The organism is Haloferula sp. BvORR071 (genome assembly GCF_000739615.1).
In the GTDB taxonomy this organism is placed as follows: Bacteria; Verrucomicrobiota; Verrucomicrobiia; order Verrucomicrobiales; family Akkermansiaceae; genus Haloferula.
Genome location: NZ_BATP01000020.1, coordinates 21821 through 39239, shown reverse-complemented (window position 1 = coordinate 39239; position 17419 = coordinate 21821). Strand labels below are relative to the sequence as shown.

13 protein-coding genes are annotated in these 17419 nt (G+C 62.9%); 11 read left to right on the top strand and 2 right to left on the bottom strand.

The features are described 5' to 3' along the window. Nucleotides 1-2: 2 nt before the first annotated feature. Nucleotides 3-1808, bottom strand: a complete 1806-nt coding sequence (locus tag BV071_RS09325; RefSeq protein WP_052573098.1) for a non-ribosomal peptide synthetase — start codon at nt 1806-1808, stop codon at nt 3-5. A gap of 300 nt (nt 1809-2108) precedes the next feature. On the opposite strand from BV071_RS09325, the gene BV071_RS09320 reads away from it, so the two are divergent. From BV071_RS09320 to BV071_RS09280, 9 genes are all read left to right on the top strand, one after another. After that, entirely contained in the window at nt 2109-3329 is a 1221-nt protein-coding gene (locus BV071_RS09320; RefSeq protein ID WP_265594256.1) for an outer membrane beta-barrel protein, read from the top strand. Nucleotides 3330-3353: 24 nt separating this feature from the next. After that, entirely contained in the window at nt 3354-3932 is a 579-nt protein-coding gene (locus BV071_RS09315) for a polysaccharide biosynthesis/export family protein (protein WP_035605466.1), read from the top strand. Between the two features lie 29 nt (nt 3933-3961). Then, a complete protein-coding gene (locus tag BV071_RS09310; RefSeq protein WP_035605463.1) occupies nt 3962-6184 on the top strand; it encodes a polysaccharide biosynthesis tyrosine autokinase in 2223 nt (740 codons plus the stop codon). A 227-nt stretch (nt 6185-6411) separates the two neighbouring features. Continuing rightward, nucleotides 6412-7812, top strand: coding sequence for a sugar transferase (locus BV071_RS09305; RefSeq protein WP_035605460.1), 1401 nt, complete (start codon nt 6412-6414; stop codon nt 7810-7812). Nucleotides 7813-7822: 10 nt separating this feature from the next. Continuing rightward, nucleotides 7823-9226, top strand: a complete 1404-nt coding sequence (locus BV071_RS09300; protein ID WP_035605457.1) for an oligosaccharide flippase family protein — start codon at nt 7823-7825, stop codon at nt 9224-9226. A 130-nt stretch (nt 9227-9356) separates the two neighbouring features. Continuing rightward, complete coding sequence (locus BV071_RS09295; RefSeq protein WP_035605453.1) at nt 9357-9920, top strand: dihydrofolate reductase family protein; 564 nt, start codon at nt 9357-9359, stop codon at nt 9918-9920. A gap of 214 nt (nt 9921-10134) precedes the next feature. Further along, nucleotides 10135-12843, top strand: a complete 2709-nt coding sequence (locus BV071_RS32755) for a S8 family serine peptidase (protein ID WP_081885890.1) — start codon at nt 10135-10137, stop codon at nt 12841-12843. A gap of 19 nt (nt 12844-12862) precedes the next feature. After that, nucleotides 12863-13555, top strand: a complete 693-nt coding sequence (locus tag BV071_RS09285; protein ID WP_265594255.1) for an MBL fold metallo-hydrolase — start codon at nt 12863-12865, stop codon at nt 13553-13555. Between the two features lie 122 nt (nt 13556-13677). Continuing rightward, complete coding sequence (locus BV071_RS09280; RefSeq protein ID WP_035605449.1) at nt 13678-13992, top strand: hypothetical protein; 315 nt, start codon at nt 13678-13680, stop codon at nt 13990-13992. A 21-nt stretch (nt 13993-14013) separates the two neighbouring features. On the opposite strand, the gene BV071_RS09275 is transcribed toward BV071_RS09280, so the two are convergent. After that, on the bottom strand, nt 14014-15330 hold the full coding sequence (locus BV071_RS09275) for an MFS transporter (RefSeq protein WP_035605447.1): 1317 nt from the start codon (nt 15328-15330) through the stop codon (nt 14014-14016). A gap of 395 nt (nt 15331-15725) precedes the next feature. Here BV071_RS09275 and BV071_RS09270 point away from each other — a divergent pair, with 395 nt between their 5' ends. Together BV071_RS09270 and BV071_RS09265 are read left to right on the top strand one after the other, a co-directional pair. Next, on the top strand, nt 15726-16232 hold the full coding sequence (locus tag BV071_RS09270) for a ferritin-like domain-containing protein (protein WP_035605444.1): 507 nt from the start codon (nt 15726-15728) through the stop codon (nt 16230-16232). Nucleotides 16233-16488: 256 nt separating this feature from the next. After that, on the top strand, nt 16489-17343 hold the full coding sequence (locus BV071_RS09265; RefSeq protein WP_035605442.1) for a transporter: 855 nt from the start codon (nt 16489-16491) through the stop codon (nt 17341-17343). Nucleotides 17344-17419: the final 76 nt, after the last annotated feature.

Sequence of the window (17419 nt, the reverse complement as noted above, 5' to 3'; positions counted from 1 at the left end):
TGTTAGCGGGGGGAAGGGCGACGGAAACGCGCGAGGCCTGCCTGTTGCAGTCGCGCGCGATCTTGCGCGCTTGAGGTGGTGGCCGCCGCTTGGGGCGAAAGGAAATCTGCCAGCGCCTTCGCGCTCGGCCGTGCAAAGAGATCCGTGATCGCCAGCTCCTTGCCGCTCATCTCGCGCAGCTTCACGTGCATCACGGCCAGGTGAATGGAAGTGCCACCGAGATCGAAGAAGTTCGCCTCAGGATCGCTGACCTCTTTCTCTAGCAGATCGCTCCATAGTCCGAGAATCCGCTCCACCAGCGAGCCATCATTTGTCCGATGAAACCCATGGGAGCTATTCTCCTCAGTAGCTAAAGCCAAGCGATCGATCTTTCCATTCGGGGTAAGCGGAAAGCTGTCCCGGAAAACAAACTCACCCGGGATCATGTAGGCAGGCAGCTTCGTCGCGAGATGGGTCTTCAGTTCCGCCGCCGTTGCCGTGCCCCGCACATGTGCCGTCAGCCGGCCATCGCGCGCCAGCACTACGGCTTCCCGCACGGCTTCATGAGTATCCAGTGCGATCTCGATCTCGCCGAGCTCGATTCGATAGCCATTCACCTTCACCTGGTGGTCGGCCCGCCCGCGGAACTCCAGAGTCCCGCATGGCAACCGCCGCGCCAAGTCACCCGTGCGATAGACCCCGCCGGCCAGCGCGAAAGCCTTCCGAGTCCGCTCCGCATCGTTGAGATAACCGCCACCGAGACCAATGCCCGCAATGCACAGCTCGCCCATCTCGCCATCCGGCACTACCGCCAGATCCTCATCGCGAATCGTCACCCTCACATTCGGGATCTCATGTCCCAGCGGCACGAAGCCAAAGGCATCCAGATTCCGCCCTTGCATTCGGTAGAAGGCGCAGATGTCCGTGCACTCAGTGGGCCCATAGGTATTCACCACCTCCGCCGCGCCAGTTTCCAGCCAGGCGCGCAGGCGCGGAATCGAAATCGGCTCGCCGCCCAGTACCGCGAAACGCACGCTCGCCAACGCCGCCCCATCCGCTTCCACCAGCGGGTAGAAGGCACTCGGCGTGCAATTCACCAGCGTGATGCCATGACTGCGCATCATCCTGCTGATACGGGAGATATCGTAGGTCGTGCCCTCATCCAGCACCAGCAGGCCACCGCCTAGCAGTGGCGCGAAGAAATTCTTCTGCGTCAGGTCAAAGCTCGGCGAGCTGATCACCAGCGTCCTATGATCCGCGCCCAGTTCCGCCAGGTACCATTCCACCAGATTGGCAAAGCCCTTGCGGAAGACCGATGCCGCTTTCGGTTGACCGGTGGAGCCCGAGGTGAAGATCGCATACATCGGATCCTCCGCCGTCGCGAAGCTGCTCACCGGGGCAGGGGAGAGTTCCTCCAGCGCCGCATCATTCACGTCCACCGCCGTCGCATTGAAGTTCCCCGCCAGCTCCGGCAGCGTGATCACCAGCTTCAGTCCCGCCGCGGCCACCATGTGGTCCAGTCGCTCGCGCGGGTAGCCGGGATCGAGCGGCACATAGGCCCCGCCCGCCTTCACCACCGCCAGCAGCGCCACGATCAATTCGATCGAGCGGCCCAAGCCAATCCCCACATAGACACCGGGGCACACACCCATGGTCTGGAGATGCCGGGCCAGACGATTCGCGCGCGCCTCGAGATCAGCCGCGCTCAGGCTTCGCTCGCCTGCCACGATCACCGTTTCATCCGGTGCCCGGCGGGCTCGGGCTTCAAAAGGGGCAAGAAATCGGTCGAGCAGAAGCAGGGCTTCCTGCGCTTGGGGGACAGCGGTCATGGGGGGCTGGCGACGGGGGGGTGGGTGCAGTGAAAATATTGAAAAACCGACGGTCTGGCAATCCGCGCGATCTCCTTCTCATTCTCATCGCTCCAGCGGTGGGAAGGGCTCTTGGATGGCCAAAATCCGCCGCTGGAACGTGCTAACTTCCTTCTATCAGGAAGTCACATGGAGGGCATTACGTGATCTCGTAAGGTTTGGAATTTTGAAATTCCTTGCCTTCGAGGGGGTGGAAATTTTAGGATCTGCCCGCTGTTTCCCGTTCGCATGTCCCGTCGCACGCCCCAAACCCCCCGGGTGTTGCCATCTCTCCTTGTTGCCAATCTGGCGGCCGGGCTGGTGGCTTCTGCTCCCGGCGAGGAGGTGCATTCCACTGCTCCCGGTCGCTTGAGCGGGGAGGTGGACAGCGCGATTGTGCCCCGTGGCAGCGGCTACCGCTTTGACCCTCAGGCCGGTGAGGTCCGCGAGCAGGAGCTCCAGATGGGCGTCAATGTCTCCGCTGCCTACGAGAGCAATATCTACCTCAGTGCCCGCCGCCCGGAGTCGGATACGGTGATCCGCGTCTCACCGGCGATCGCCTATCGCCGTGGTGACAAGAACACGGGCGAGGGCGGCTACCTCCAGGTCGCCTACAAGCCCACCGGCGTCGCCTACCTCGACCACAGTGACAACGACCGCGTCGACCAGGTCGCCGAATGGGATCTCGGCTGGCGCGGCAAGAAGACCCAGATTTCTTGGCAGGGCTCGGTCGGCCAGCTCGGCGATGCCACCGCGGATACCGGCACCCTCACCGACCGCACTGAACTTTCGACTGCGGTCCGCATAGCCTGGTCAGTTCGCGAGAAGGTCAGCGTCGAAGCCGGCGGCGGCTACGAATCCATTTCCTACGACTCCTCGCGGTTCGCGGACTCCAGCCACACCTTCGGTGAGGTCGCCCTGCGCTACACCCACTCGCCCAAGACCCGCCTTGGTCTGATCTACCGCGGCGGCAACTTCGAGGTGGATGGCGCAGGCAAACAGACCGTCCACCGCGTCACCGGCCGACTTGAGTGGATGCCCACCCAGAAGGTTGCCGTCGACCTTGAGCTCGGTGGCGAGCACCGCAGCTTCGACAATGGCTCGGACACCAACCCGGTTCTCGAAGGTCGTGTCGGCTGGATGCCCCGCGAAGGCACCGAGTTCTACTTGAATGGCTACCGCCGCGAGCAGGCCTCTGCCTACACTCCGGGCCAGAACTACTCCCAGACCGGCGTCGCGCTCGGCATCGCCCAGCGCCTCGGCGAGAAGTGGAGTGCGCGCTTGGAAGCCGGGGCGGAGCGTGCTAGCTACACTCAGGTTTCCGGCACCGCCCCCGCGGGCCGCGTGGATAACATCCACTTCATTCGTCCTGCGCTCGAGTACCGTTTCACAGACGATTTCAGCATGGGCCTGTTCTACCGCTATTCGGAAAATTCCTCGAATCGCCCCGGCCTCGGTTACGACAGCCACACAGCCGGCGTCGAAATGGGCTACCGCTTCTGATCGATCCCCCAAGCCCCCCCACTTATGAATGTGAAGATCTTTCTGATCCTTGCCGCCTTGGCGGGGATCCTCGCGGCCATTACTGGTCGCGCCGCCGGCCAGTCGACTCCCACCCGTTCCTCGGGCGTGATCGGCCAGCGCGACAATGTGGAGATCCGCGTCTTCCGTCAGGATGACCTGACCACCAGCGGCCAGCTCTCGCCGAATGGCAGCATCAGCATACCTTTGATCGGCGCAGTAAAGATGGCTGGCCTCACCACCGACCAGGCTGCCGCCGCCATCACCGCCAAGCTCAAGGATGGCTACCTCGTGAATCCGCAGGTCAGCGTCACCATTGAGGCCCGCGTGCGCCGCAGTGTCACCGTCTTGGGACAAGTCCAGAATTCCGGCGTCTTTGAGATCCCTTCCGATCGCAAGCTCACCTTGGTCGAGGCCATTGGCATGGCTGGTGGCACTACCCGCATCGCCAATATCAAGAAGATCACCCTCAAGCGCGGCGGCTCGGTCCAGACCCTCAGCCTCAAGGACATCACCGCGGGCAAGGCGGACGATATCACGCTCCGCGATGGCGACGTCCTGAACGTCCCGGAGAGTATCTTCTGATTTTTCCATCTTCCCCCCAGCCCCGTCCCATGGCTTCCCCCCGCAAACCGGACCATTTCCTGACCAATTCGCCGCCCAAGGCTGAACTGGCGGCCTCCAGCCCCACGCTCTATCTGCCGAAGGTGGAAGCCGGTCGCCTCCTCGGCATCCTCATCCGCCGCGGCTGGATCGTCGTGCTCTGCATGGCCGCGGCCATCGGCGCGATGGTTCTCTACACCCAAAAGGCACCAAAGATCTACATTTCCACCGGCTCGGTGGAAGTCGGCACCCGGGTCTCGGACGCCATGGGCACGGACTTCGGCCGGGAGGACACCAAGGATCTGGAGCAACTCCGCACTATCGAGCGCAACATGGCGTCGCGTGAGGTGATGCTGCGTGTGGTGAAGTCCAACCAACTCGCCAAGGCGACCGACTTCGCTCCGGCTGGTACCACGGACCAAGGTCTCATCGGCATCCTCCTCGGCCGCTTGCGGGTAGAGCTCGACCGCGGCACCCGCGTCGTCGAGATCTCCGTGGAGGACACGGATCCGGTCCGTGCCAAGGAGCTCGTCGAGTCGATCGTCGCGGAGTACCAGCTTGCCAGCAGAGAGCGCCGCGAGGGAACCGCCCGCAAGGCCAGCGAAGGCTTGGCCGTGAAGGAAAAGGAGCTGCGTGGTGTCATGGATGAGGCCGAGCAAGGCCTGCAGTCTTTCCGCGAAGCCCATCCCATCCCGGGCCTTGAAGGCCGCGAGGGCAGTGCGGTTGCGGGTGATCCCCTCGGCAACCTCAATACCCAGCTCACTCAAGCCAAGTCCGAGCGCCTGCGCCTGGAAGCGGAGTACGAAGCCTTCAAGAAGTTCGATCCCGAGGATCCAGACGCGATCGCAGGCATCGGCCGCAGCACTCATGCCGATGAAGTGATGTCCCGGGTCCGGGCCTTGCAGGCCAAGGAATTGGAGTTCACGACGGCCAAGGAGACCTACCTGCAAAAGCATCCGGTCTACAAGGCGCTGTCGGCCGAAGTGGCGAAGCTGAAACAGGATCTGGCCGAATCCGTCCGCTCGGCCGGTGAGGCCTTGGAAAAGAGCTATCACGTCGCGATGGAGAACGAGCACAAGCTCTCCGACGAAGTGAACAATGCACGCACCGCCGCAGTCGGCGTGGATGGCCTGCGCGCGCAGTTCGACAAGCTCCGCCGCGATGCCGAGGCTGCCCGCGATTTGCACGCCTCCGTGGACAAGCGCTTGCGCGAGGCCACCATGGCTGGCTCGCTGACCGCTTCTGCCATCGATTGGCGGGACGTCCCCTTTGTCCCTGAAAAGGCCGCCCGTCCGGCCAAGAAGGTGCTTTTCCCGGTGGCCGCCCTTGCAGGCATGCTCGGCGGGCTGGTGCTGATGGTCGGCACCGAGCTGCGCGATGGCCGCGTGCGGGATGCCGCCGCTGCTGCCCGCGCTACCGGCTCCCCGCTCCTCGCGAGTCTCCCGGCCATACAGTCCGGCAGGGAGGGGGACATGGTCCTGCTTTCCGATCCCGGCTCCCCGGTGGCTGAGGCCTTTCGCCGCCTGCGCGCGGTCTTGCTGCCGCCGCCGGCCAAGCCAAATGCCCGCACCGTCCTCTTCACCAGCGCCCTGCCCGGCGAGGGGCGCTCGCTCTGCGCGATGAACTACGCGGCTTCCCTTGCCATGCAGGGCCAGCGGACCCTGCTGCTGGACGCGGACATGCGCCGTCCCGGCCTCAGCCGCCAGCACGTGAATGGCCATACCGCCGGCCTCGGTGCCTACCTCACCGGTGAGGCGGAGCCAGCCAGCGCCTGCTTCCCCACAGCCCTTCCGAATCTTTACCTGCTCTCGTCCGGTCCCATGCGGGATGACGCCGCGGAGCTGCTTTCCGGCACCCGCCTGCCGGTCCTTTTGGAGGATGCCTTCCGTTGGTTCGATTCGGTGGTGATCGATAGCCCTCCGGTTCTGGCGGTCAGTGATGCCTTGGCCATTTCTCGCTACGCCGACCGCGTTTGTCTGGTGGTTCGTCAGAACGCCAGCGAGCGCCGGGAACTCAAGAAAGCCGCTGATCTGCTCCGCTCATCTGGCGGAAATTTGATTGGATTTGTCTGGAACGAATCTCCGTTCGGGGGCAAAGAAAATGGCGCACCTGAGCCCGTCGTCCCCCTCAGTCATCCGGCTCTTTCCTCGTCCGGATCCGGCGTAACGGTGGCGGCTAGCCCATCGGCTGCAGAGGGTGGAATGTCCGAAATTCCCCCCTCCCCGATCACGTAATAGCGGTCCCGCTAGATTTTGTTAGTTCTTCACCCAGTTGCGGCTCCCCCGTCGTAGCAGGATCCCCCCCGATCCGGAAAAATCCCCCTACATCCCCCCGAACCATGAATTGTGCACCCCCGGCACCATCCGTGGAGACGTCTGCTTCCCCGGCAGCGCCCCCCCCGGACCTCTCGATAGACGAGAATCCGAACACTTTTGCCCTTCGACACCGTCACCGCCCTTGGGTGGCTCACCAGAAACTCGTCATCACCAGCTTCCTCGGTGATGCCGCGGTGGTTTTCGGCGCGATGATGTTGGCGTACGTCCTGCGCTTCGAATCCGGCCTCCAGAGTTTCGGCGTGGACGATCCCGCCATCAGCCTGCGCGGCTACCTCGGCCACGTCATTTTCGGTGGCTTGATGATGTTGGTGATGCTCGCGAACTTCCGCGTTCACGACCCTCGGAACTATCTCGCGATCCGCAGCACCGTCGTCGTGATCGTGAAGACCTGCGCGATGTGGCTGGTTGGCTTCCTCGGCCTCACCTTGATCCTCAAGATTGATCCGGCGATCAGCCGCGTTTACTGCGTGATCGCCGCGCTGATCTCTGTGGTCATGCTCAGCGCCTGGCGCTGGTTCCTCTATTGCGTGTTGCGCCGCGATTCCTTCGCAAATGCGCTGCGCCAGAAGGCCGTCTTCGTCGGTTGGAATGATGAGTGCAGTCGTGCGATCGAACGCTTCGGTGAAGGCCGCGCCCACCAGATCAATGTGCATGGCGTGATCCTGCCGCCGAATGGCGAGCTCGACTCCGAGCCGCCGGCGGATGTGCCGGTGCTGGGAGGCTACAACGACTTCCGCGAAACCGTCCGCGAGTCTGGTGCCGACCTGATCATGGCGGTGGACGGTTGCATGGACCGCCACCAGATGCTCCTGCTCGCGGAAACCTGCGGCAAGGAGTTCGTCGACTTCAAGCTGGTCCCGAGCTGCTTCCAGATTCTTGTCTCCGGCCTCCAGATCGAAAGCTTCCACGGCATGCCGGTCCTCGGTATCGGCAAGCTGCCGCTTCACCACACCTTCAACAATGCGCTGAAGCGCGGCATCGATATCGTCGGCGCCTTGGTCGGCTTGGTGCTCTTCGCCCCTCTGATCGCGGTTTTCGGGATCTTGGTCCGCATGGAATCCCGCGGCCCGATCTTCTACAAGCAGCGCCGCATCGGCCTGAACGGCCGCCCCTTCAATATCCTCAAGATCCGCTCGATGAAGGTCGATGCTGAGGCCAGCGGAGCTCCCGGCTGGACCGTGAAGGACGACCCCCGCCGCCTCAAGATCGGAGCCTTCATGCGCGAATGGAACATCGACGAACTGCCGCAGTTCCTCAACGTGTTGCATGGCGAGATGAGCCTCGTAGGCCCGCGTCCTGAGCGCCCGGAATTGATCGAGGGCTTCAAGGAGGAAATCCCGCACTACAATGTGCGCCACAACATCAAGCCTGGCGTCACCGGCTGGGCCCAGGTCAACGGCTTGCGCGGTGATACCTGTCTGCGTGAGCGCGTGAAGTTCGATCTCGATTACATCGAGAACTGGAACTTCTTCCTCGATCTTCAGATCCTGGTGATGACCTTCTTCAACCGCAAGGGAGCCTGTTAGAGAGAATCCTTTGAGCGACGAAACTACAGGTCCGGACAGGACGGAACAGGCGGCCCATGCCGCCCACCGCGACCGGTCGATCAAGCTGGCGGTGGTGACCTCCTTCCTCTCGAAGGCGGGCACGGCACTCTTCCAGTTGCTCTCGATCCCGCTGGCAGCACGCGTGCTCGGCCGCGAAGAATTCGGGCTCTACACGACGGTCAATATGACCCTCGCGATGGTCGCGTTGCTGCAAATCGGCGTCGGGCCCTCGCTTGCCCACGGGCTCTCGGCCGCGAAGGCCAAGGGCGACGGCAAGCAGGCCGGGGAACTGGCTTCCACGGCTTTCTTCGTGATGATCGGCATGGCGCTTCTGGCCGGCTTGATCCTCGCCTCGCTGCTGCTGCTGGTGCCGCTGCCGCAGCTGTTTGGCCAAGGCTTCGCTGGCAAGGAGTCCGCTTTGCGTCCTGCTCTCTGGGTTGGCCTCGGCCTTTTTCTTCTGCTCTTCGTTCTCAATCTTACCGAGCGCGTCCGTGAAGGTTTGCTCGAGGCCTCCGTCAATAATATCTGGGGTGCCTTGGGCAATGTGTTGGCTGCCATCGCCGTGGGTACGGGCATTTTTTTCATCCCGCAGGTCTGGTATCTCGTGCTGGCTGTCCACGGCTCGGTGGTGACCGCCAAGGTTTGCAACACGGCTGCCCTGTGGCGGAAGCATCCGGAGATCCGCCCGGCTTGGGCCCAATTCCGCCCGGCCATCGGCAAGCATCTTTTCAGTGATGGCCTCGCCTTCTCCGCCTGCACCCTCGTCACTGGCTACGTCGAATACAGTTTTTGCGGTTGGCTCGTCGGTCATGTGAATGGACCCGCTGCCACCGCGCTCTACGGCGTGTTCGTCTCGATGACCATCATGCAGCTGGGCTTCGTGATGATGCTCAGCACGCCAACTTGGCCTGCCGTCGCGGAAGCTCTTGCCCGCGGTGACAACCACTGGGCCAAGCGCGCCGCCCGTCGTCTCTATCTCTACGGCAGCGGCTTCGCACTATGTTCGTTCGGTGGCCTCGTGCTGCTCGGTCCGCTGCTGCTTCCGCTCTGGCTCGGCAAGGAATTCGCGGACACCCCGCGCACCTTGATCGCGTGCTATGCCACCTATTTTGTCGCCCACGTCTGGCGTCACCTCAATCATGCCATGATGATCGGCAGCGGCCAGATCGGGCGGCTGGCACGGGTGCAGTTTGTGGAGTCTGCTTTGGTTGCCATCGCCGCCATCATCGGCCTGCGCTATGGCGGTATGGGAACGATGCTACTCTGCATGGCTACTGTGATCTTCGCGGTCACCGGCTGTATCTTGCCGCGGCTGGTTGGGCATGGATTGCGCGTCTCCGCGCCCTCGCGCGATCAATCTCCGGGCCTCGGGGCTGCGGCGAAGGCGGGGTGAGCTGGCGGTCTAACCGATAATAGCGGCTGCGCCGCTGTCGTTCGGATGGGTCGGTGGGAATTTGGCCCGTGATTTTATGGGGACCTCTTGATCCAAGGTGAGGGACTTGCTTCCCTCTTCACCCCGCCGCATGAAGACGAAGACCCAATACTACACCGCCACCAGCCTCGACGGATTCATCGCGACTGAGGACGACTCCTTGGAATGGCTTTTCACGCTAGGCGATCTGGGCGAGTCCAGCTATCCGGAATTCATCGCGGAGGTCGGCGCGCTGGCGATGGGATCTGCAACCTATGAGTGGATGCTGCGAAACGCCGACAAGGTCGCTGCTGAAACCGGAGCCGCTTGGCCTTATACCCAGCCGGTGTGGGTCTTCAGCACCCGCTCGCTGCCGCCGGTCGAAGGCGCGGACATCCGTTTCGTTCAGGGGGATGTCCGGGAAATTCACTCCCTGATGCGGGAAGCAGCAGGGGAGAAGAACCTCTGGGTCGTCGGTGGCGGGGATCTCGCAGGTCAATTCTACGATGCTGGTCTCCTGGATGAGATGATCGTGCAGATCGGCTCTGTCACCTTGGGGCAGGGCAAGCCACTGTTTCCCCGGCGGGTGCTTAGTCCCACCTTGCAGTTGACCGCGGTCCGCCAGATGGGTGGCGGGATGGTGGAGCTGCGCTATGAGGTCGGCGGGAAGGGTTAGGGGTAGCCACTGGGTTCAAGGGAGTCGCATTCGTTCAGAGCTGCTGGAACGGCCCCTTCAGGCTGTCTCCGGGGCGGCCCGGATTTAGGACGGTCGGTGCGTGATTTTACGGTTCCGGGCCCCTTGGCGCTTTGACTGCCAAGGCCTCCGTGCTTTCTTCTTTCCCTAATACCACCCATCCGATCTGCGGATACGCTGTCACCCTTTCATACCCATGTCCCGTTCACGACGCAGGATCGTCGCCGCTACTCTCGTGGCTGCCGGCTCCCTCGGCTTGGTCGCGCTGCTGACCTGTGCGCCCGCCAGTGAACAACAGCCACAAGCGCAAGCCGCCGCGGAACCCGCAAAGGACGCCCCATCGCTCGCCCCATCCGACGAAGCGCCCGCTACCCTCACCACCAGCGACCGCGGTAGCACCCGGACCTTCGAGATTGCCTTGGACGAGGCCGTGACCAAAGGCGCGGATGGTGTCGACATCACCCTGCGCCTCGATCCTCCCGCGACCCTCGCCACCCTGCGCGAGCGCCTCAAGCAGCTTCAGGTCTCCAACCGCAACCGCGAGGTCCTCCCGGTCTGCTACGAGCCCGGCAAGCCGCACGATCCCCAGTATCGCAAGGCGATCACCCGCGACATCACGCTGAAGCTGCCGGACGCGCAATCCCCGGTGCCAGCTCTGCCAGCCGGAGTGGTGCTCAAGGAACGGCCCTCCTATGCCCCGGAATTCGCCGTCGTCTCAGCCGCCGATCCTTTGGCCGCGATCGCCGTGCTTGATGCCCTGCGCAAGACGCCCACTGTCGAGCTGGTCGAGCTGCAACTCGCCTCGCTGCGCCAGAAGCGCACGATGCCGAACGATCCGATGGTCGCCCAGCAGTGGCACCTGAAATATCAGAACCAAAGCGGAGTCCTCAGCGGCACCGACTTGAACATCGAAAGCGCTTGGAACTACGGCGGCGCTGGTGGAGTCCGCGGCAGCGGCATCCGCATTGGCATCGTGGATGATGGCTTGCAGACCAATCATCCCGACCTCGCCGCCAACCTCGATACCTTGAATGACAAGGACTGGAACGGCGGCGACGACGATCCTACTCCCGAGACCGATGATGACCACGGCACTGCCTGTGCCGGCAATGCCGCGGCCCGCGGTAACAATGGCCTCGGCGTCAGTGGCACTGCCCCGGAAGCTACCTTGGTCGGCATGCGCCTGATCTCTTCTTTGGAGCCGGACTCCGTGGAGGCAGAGGCGATGGACTACCTGCCGCAGCTGATCCAGGTAAAATCCAACAGCTGGGGGCCGAAGGACGATGGCGCGACTCTCGAAGGCCCCGGCTCGCTGGCCCGTGCGGCCCTCGCCAATGCCGCGAGCACCGGTCGCGGCGGCCTGGGCACCATCTTCATGTGGGCGGCGGGCAATGGCGGCAACGAGGGCGACAACTCGAACCTGGATGGCTATGCCAACGACATACACACCATCGCCATCGGTGCCACCGATAGCCGTGGCCGACATTCCTACTACAGCGAACGCGGCTCCAATGTAGTCGTCTGCGCGCCCTCAAATGGCTCGAGCCCCGCAGTGGGAATCACCACCACCGACCGCACGGGTAGCTTGGGCTATTCATCCACCGACTACACCAGCACCTTCGGCGGCACTTCCTCCGCGACACCCACCGCCGCGGGCGTCGTCGCGCTGATGCTCCAGAAGAATCCCAACCTTGGCTGGCGCGATGTGCAGGAGATTCTCATTCAAAGCGCGAAGAAGATCGCCCCCGCGGATTCCGATTGGTCGAACAACTCCGCCGGCTACCACTTCAACCACAACTTCGGGGCCGGTTTGATTGATGCCACCGCGGCGGTGAACCTCGCGGCAACTTGGACCAATCTTCCCGCCAAAGGCTCCCCGCAAACCGTTTCGCAGACCGGCTTGGCAGTGAGCATCCCCGACGCCGCGCCCGCGGGCATCACCCGCACTTTCCAATTCAACGGCAGCGCCCGCCGCGTGGAGCACGTGGAGGTTACCCTCAGTGTAGACCACACCTACTGCGGTGATCTGGAGATTACGCTCACTTCGCCTTCAGGCATGGTCAGTAAGCTCATGGAGGCGAACAATGTGGCAGGCAGCTATGATAACTGGACTTTCTCCACGGTCCGCCACTGGGGCGAGTCCTCGAGCGGCACTTGGACACTGAAGATCGCTGACGTGGCAAGCGACGACACCGGCATCTTGACCGCGGCCAGTGTGAAGATTCACGGCCCGCCCTTCAATCCACTGCCTACGGTTGCGATCACCGCACCCTCCGCCGGCGCAGTCTTGAGCGTCGGTCAGAGCCTGAACGTCAGCGTGAGCGCCGGCGACCTGAATGGCAATGGCACCACCGGCACGGTGAATGCCGTACAGTTGCTCGACAACGGCAGCCCGGTCGCCACCGATACCAGCGCGCCCTTCAGCTTCTCCTTTGTGCCCTCCTCCGGGAGCCATAATCTAACCGCCATCGCCACGGATGCCTTGGGCGGAACCACGACCTCGGCCGCGGTGGCGGTTTCAGTGGGTGGCAGCAGCAGCTACGATACCTGGCTCACCGGCTATCCCGGGCTCTCGCCCAATGCCAAGAACGGGGATCCTGATCACGACGGGATGGCCAACATCCTGGAATACTACCTTGCCGCCAATCCCGGCGTCCTGGACGCCGGGTCCTCACTGCCGGTGGCGGCTCGCGATGCGACCCATCTGAGCCTCACGTGGTGGGCCTCGAAATCCGCCACCGATGTGACGGCCACGCCGGAGTGGTCGGAAACGTTCGACAACTGGCAGACCGCCGGTCTCAGCGTGTCCACACTTGAGGAAGACGCCACCCGCGTCCATCTCCGCGCCACCCTGTCAATCGGCCCTGCCGACCGCCGCCGCTTTCTGCGCTTGCGGGTGGAGTAGTCCGACGTTGATCTGCGGCATGCGCGTCCCCGGCCTGCTCATCGTCCGCGCGCCCTTCGTGAACTTCCACGTCCTGCGTGATGAGAACGGCCTCTATCTGTTAGATTGCGGCTTCATCGGCGGCCCGCTTCTCCTCAAGCAAGCCCTGCGCCGCAGTGGTTGGGAGCAGGAGAAGATCCTCGGCATCATCCTTACCCACGGCCATCTCGATCATATCCTCCACGTCAGCCGGCTCGCCCGCGAGACCGGGGCCTGGATCGCCGCGCCGCGTTTGGATGCCGCCCACTATGCAGGCCACCCGTCCTATCAAGGCTGGTCGCGGGTTACCGGCATCATGGAAAAAATCGGTCGGCCCTTGCTGGGTTTTGCGCCTTTCACGCCCGACCGCTGGCTCGACAATGGCGACGAACTCGAGATCTGGCAGGGTCTCCGCGCGGTCCATCTCCCTGGCCACACTGCCGGTCATACCGGCTACTATTGCGAGCGCCACCGCCTGCTTTTCTGCGCCGATCTCTTCGCCAGCTACGGCCGCCTCGCGCACCGTCCGCCGGCCATCTTCAATTCAGAGGAAGGGCGGATTTCCGCCAGTATCCACAAGGCCCTCGCCCTGAACCTCGATGGCGTCCTCCCAAATCACGGCGACGCTGCCGACCCCCGCATCCATCTCAGCCGCCTGCAGAAGCTCGCAGGAGAGACCCAAGATTCCGCCTAGCCGCGCGTTCGGAGGGCATGCGTTCCCAATTCTGCTCACCAAGCTCCGTATCTCCCCATAACCGCGCGGGAAATTTTCTCGACCGTCTCTGAATCCGCGCAACTCTCCCGCCAGTCAGCCCGATGAGTCCGAACACTTGGAGCCGTATTCGCACGATCACCATTTGCGTGGTGATTTTCTGCGGCTCATTTGCGTGGTGGGCCTACACCGCCCGCCAGGACGAGGCCAAGAAGGCCGCTGTGGCCGAGGCCAAGGCGCAGGAGGAAGCCGACAAGCGTTATGCCGTCAAAGGCCGCTACGTGGACATGGGCGACGGTCCCCATGAACCCTTCAAGAGTCCGGTGCAATCACCTGATTCCAAGGAACTCCCCGGAACTCAGAAACCGGGCGTCGAGCGCGAGCGTCCCCGCATGCGCATCGGCAAAGCCGAAGAATAGTGAGCTGAGCGACTACCGTCGTCATTCGGCCTTTCGCTTCGCTTCCGGCAAATTCATCGCGATCACCGATAGCAGCAGCAGCGCTCCGCCCAGCCACAGCATCGCGATGGTACCGCTGCCGCGATCCTTGTCCGCGATCATGCCCACCATCTTGGGACCGAAGTAACCGCCGAGATTGCCCACTGAATTGATAAAAGCGATCCCGCCCGCTGCTGCGGTGCCACTTAGTTGCGAGGTACCCAGCGCCCAGAATGGGCCCAGCGTCGACTTTTGTCCGGCCAGCGCCACCACCAGGCTGGCCAGCGCGAGCCAGGGATTTTGCAAGAAAGCCGCTCCCGCGAAACCGATCGCCGCGACAAAGGCCGAGGCCGCGATGTGCTTGCGACGCTCCCCGCTCTGGTCCGAGTGGCGGCTCACCAGGATCATCGCCACCCCGGCGACGAAGTAGGGGATCATGTTGAGCAAGCCCGTCAGCAGATCGAGATGCTCCTTGGCGAACATCGGCTCGATCTTGCCCTTCACGATCGAGGGTAGCCAGAATTCGTAGCCGTAGCCCGCCACATTCACCAGGAAGTAGAGCAGGCACAGCACCCACACCAGCGGGCTGGTGAAGACATCCTTGAGGCTCATCCGCCGCACTTCGGCCTGCTGCGCCTCCGCCGCGATCTTGTTGATCAGCCAGGTCCGTTCCGGGATCGAAAGCCACTTTGCGTCAGCAGGCCGGTTCGGCAGATAGAAGAGCACGACCAAGCCCATCAGCACCGCCGGGATCGCCTCGATCAGGAAAAGCCACTTCCATCCCGGCAGGTTTGCGATGCCATCCATCTTGAGCAGCAGTCCCGAGATTGGAGAGCCGATCATCCCTGCCGCCACCCCGCCTAGGGCAAAGAGCGCCACCGTTTTGGCCCGTTCCTTCGCCGGGAACCACCAGGTCAGATACAGGATCACTCCCGGGAAGAAGCCGGCCTCCGCCGCGCCCAGCAGGAAGCGCAACAGGTAGAAGCTGGTCTTGTCATGGATGAACATGAAGCACATCGAGACTAGGCCCCACACGATCATGATCCGCGCGATCCAGATCCTCGCACCCACCTTTTGCATCGCCAGGTTGCTCGGCACCTCGAAGAGGAAGTAGCCGATGAAGAAGAGCCCGGCGCCGGTTCCGAATACCTCTCCAAAGATCTTGGGGTCCACCCCTAACACCGGCTCCAGATGCGACTTTGCAAAGCCGACGTTGATCCGGTCGATATAGGCGACGATGTAGCAGAAAAAGAGCAGGGGAACCAGATTCCAACTCACCCGCGAGATCACCGCCCGCTGTTGGGCCTCCGACAGTGCCATGGGTGGCGAGGGTTCTGCCGCCGTGCTGTCGGCCATTCGGTTCGGGTCTTCCATCGTTCTTGGGTTAGCGGCGACTCTTTCGGCCCACCCATACGGCGGCAAGGTCGAATCCCGTGCACGCTGCGGCTGTCATCGTTGTGCGGCGGGATCTGTCGGATCACACTGACCGTTCTCTGGCGGGGGCCGCTGCCCAGCCGGGCAAAACGCGCAGCTTGCAATGCGAGGCTGTCATGCGGAATGCACGATGTGCCTGCTGGAATTGGCTGATGTATCTGTATTACATTGATGGTCAGTGAGGACGCTCTGGCCGCGGCGGCGGCACAGGGTCTGCGATGAGGAACGCGGAATCAAAAACTCCCCCGCTCGCAATGTCGCGGCAGGAACATTTCCCAACCATGATCACGAACCTTGAGCAGCTTTACTTCGACCAGTTGCGTGACCTTTACAGCGCTGAGTCGCAGTTGATCGCCGCGCTGCCGGACCTCACCAATAGCGTGAGCGATCCCAACCTCCGCAAGTCCTTCCAGAAGCACATCGGAGAAACCCGCAACCACCGCGCCCGGCTTCAGGACATCTTCTGCCGCCATGGCCTGAACCCTGGAGGCGAGGAATGCGAAGCCGTCCGCGGACTGATCCGCGAGGCCCGCAAGCATGTCGTCCGGACCCGCGGCGGCAGTCTCCGTGATGCGGTGCTGATCGCCGCTACCAATCGGATCGAGCACTACGAGATCGCCGGCTATGGTACGGCGCGCTCCTTTGCCGAGTGTCTGGGCTACACCGATGATGCGGACATTCTCGGCACCACTCTGGAGGAAGAGAGCGACGCCGACGAGGCCTTCACCCGCCTCGCTACCGGCGGAATCTTCAGCCGCGGGCTCAATGAGATGGCTGCCACCGCCTGATCATTTCATTTCTGGCCGAATGTGAGTGCGCACATGGCGGGCCGGGCCTGTCCGGGGGGACGGGCCCGGTCTATCTGTCGCGAGGAGTTCCCGTTGCACCTTGGTTCACCACCGCGACCTTAAACTTTGCCGGGCTGGGGAAATCGGATAGGGACCGGCGATGGTATCAACGCCAAGGTGCTCGGAAGCGTGGTCTTCGAAATGGTGGTGGGGTATGTCGGCTGGGATTGGCGCCGTCCTTCTTGCTACGCCCTGTTTGGCCCAAGATATCGAACCTCGACGCTGGAGCCACCTGCCGATCGGCGCGAATTTCCTCGGCGGCGCTTACGCCTACAGTAGTGGCGAAATCACCTTCAACCCGGTGCTGCGGATCGAGGACGGGCAATTCGACCTTCAAACCGTCGGCCTTCAGTATATCCGCTCCTTCGAGCTATTTGGGAAATCCGCGCGCTTCGACTTGGCCCAAGCCTACCAGAGTGGGACTTGGAAGGGCTTGCTGGATGGGGTCCCCGCTAGCGTGGACCGCGAGGGCTTCGCTGATACCACGCTGCGTTTCGCGATCAATCTCTACGGAGCGCCCCCTCTCGCCGGGAAGGAATTCGCCGCCTACAACGCCGCGAAGGACTGCGAGGACATCGTGGGCCTCGGGCTGCTGGTACGACTGCCCACTGGTGAGTATCTCCAGGACAAGCTGATTAATCTGGGCTCCAACCGCTACACCTTCACGCCGCAACTCGGCTGGGTTCACAACTCGGGTCCGTGGTCGTTTGAGCTCTCTGGTTCGGCAAGCTTCGCCACCGAAAACGACGAGTTCTTCAAGGGCAACACCTTGGAGGAGCAGGTCTATTTTGTCGGGCAGGGACACATCAGTTACACGTTCCGGCCGGGCCTGTGGATCACCGCCAGCACCGGCTATGGCTACGGCGGGGAATCCACCGTTAATGGCGTCGCCTCCGACGACGTGAAGGGCAACCTGGGCTGGGCGCTCAGCATCGGCATCCCGCTCAGCCGCACCGTGGGCGTCAAGCTCGCCTACATCGGCACCCGGACGCAGGAGGATACGGGAGCGGATACGGATACGATCAGCGCGGGGATTTCGATGATGTGGTGAGCTTGTGGCTTGAATTTGACCAAGGGGCACCAAGCGCAGCGTCTTCGACAAGGCGGGGAGTGAGCCGTCGCCAAGT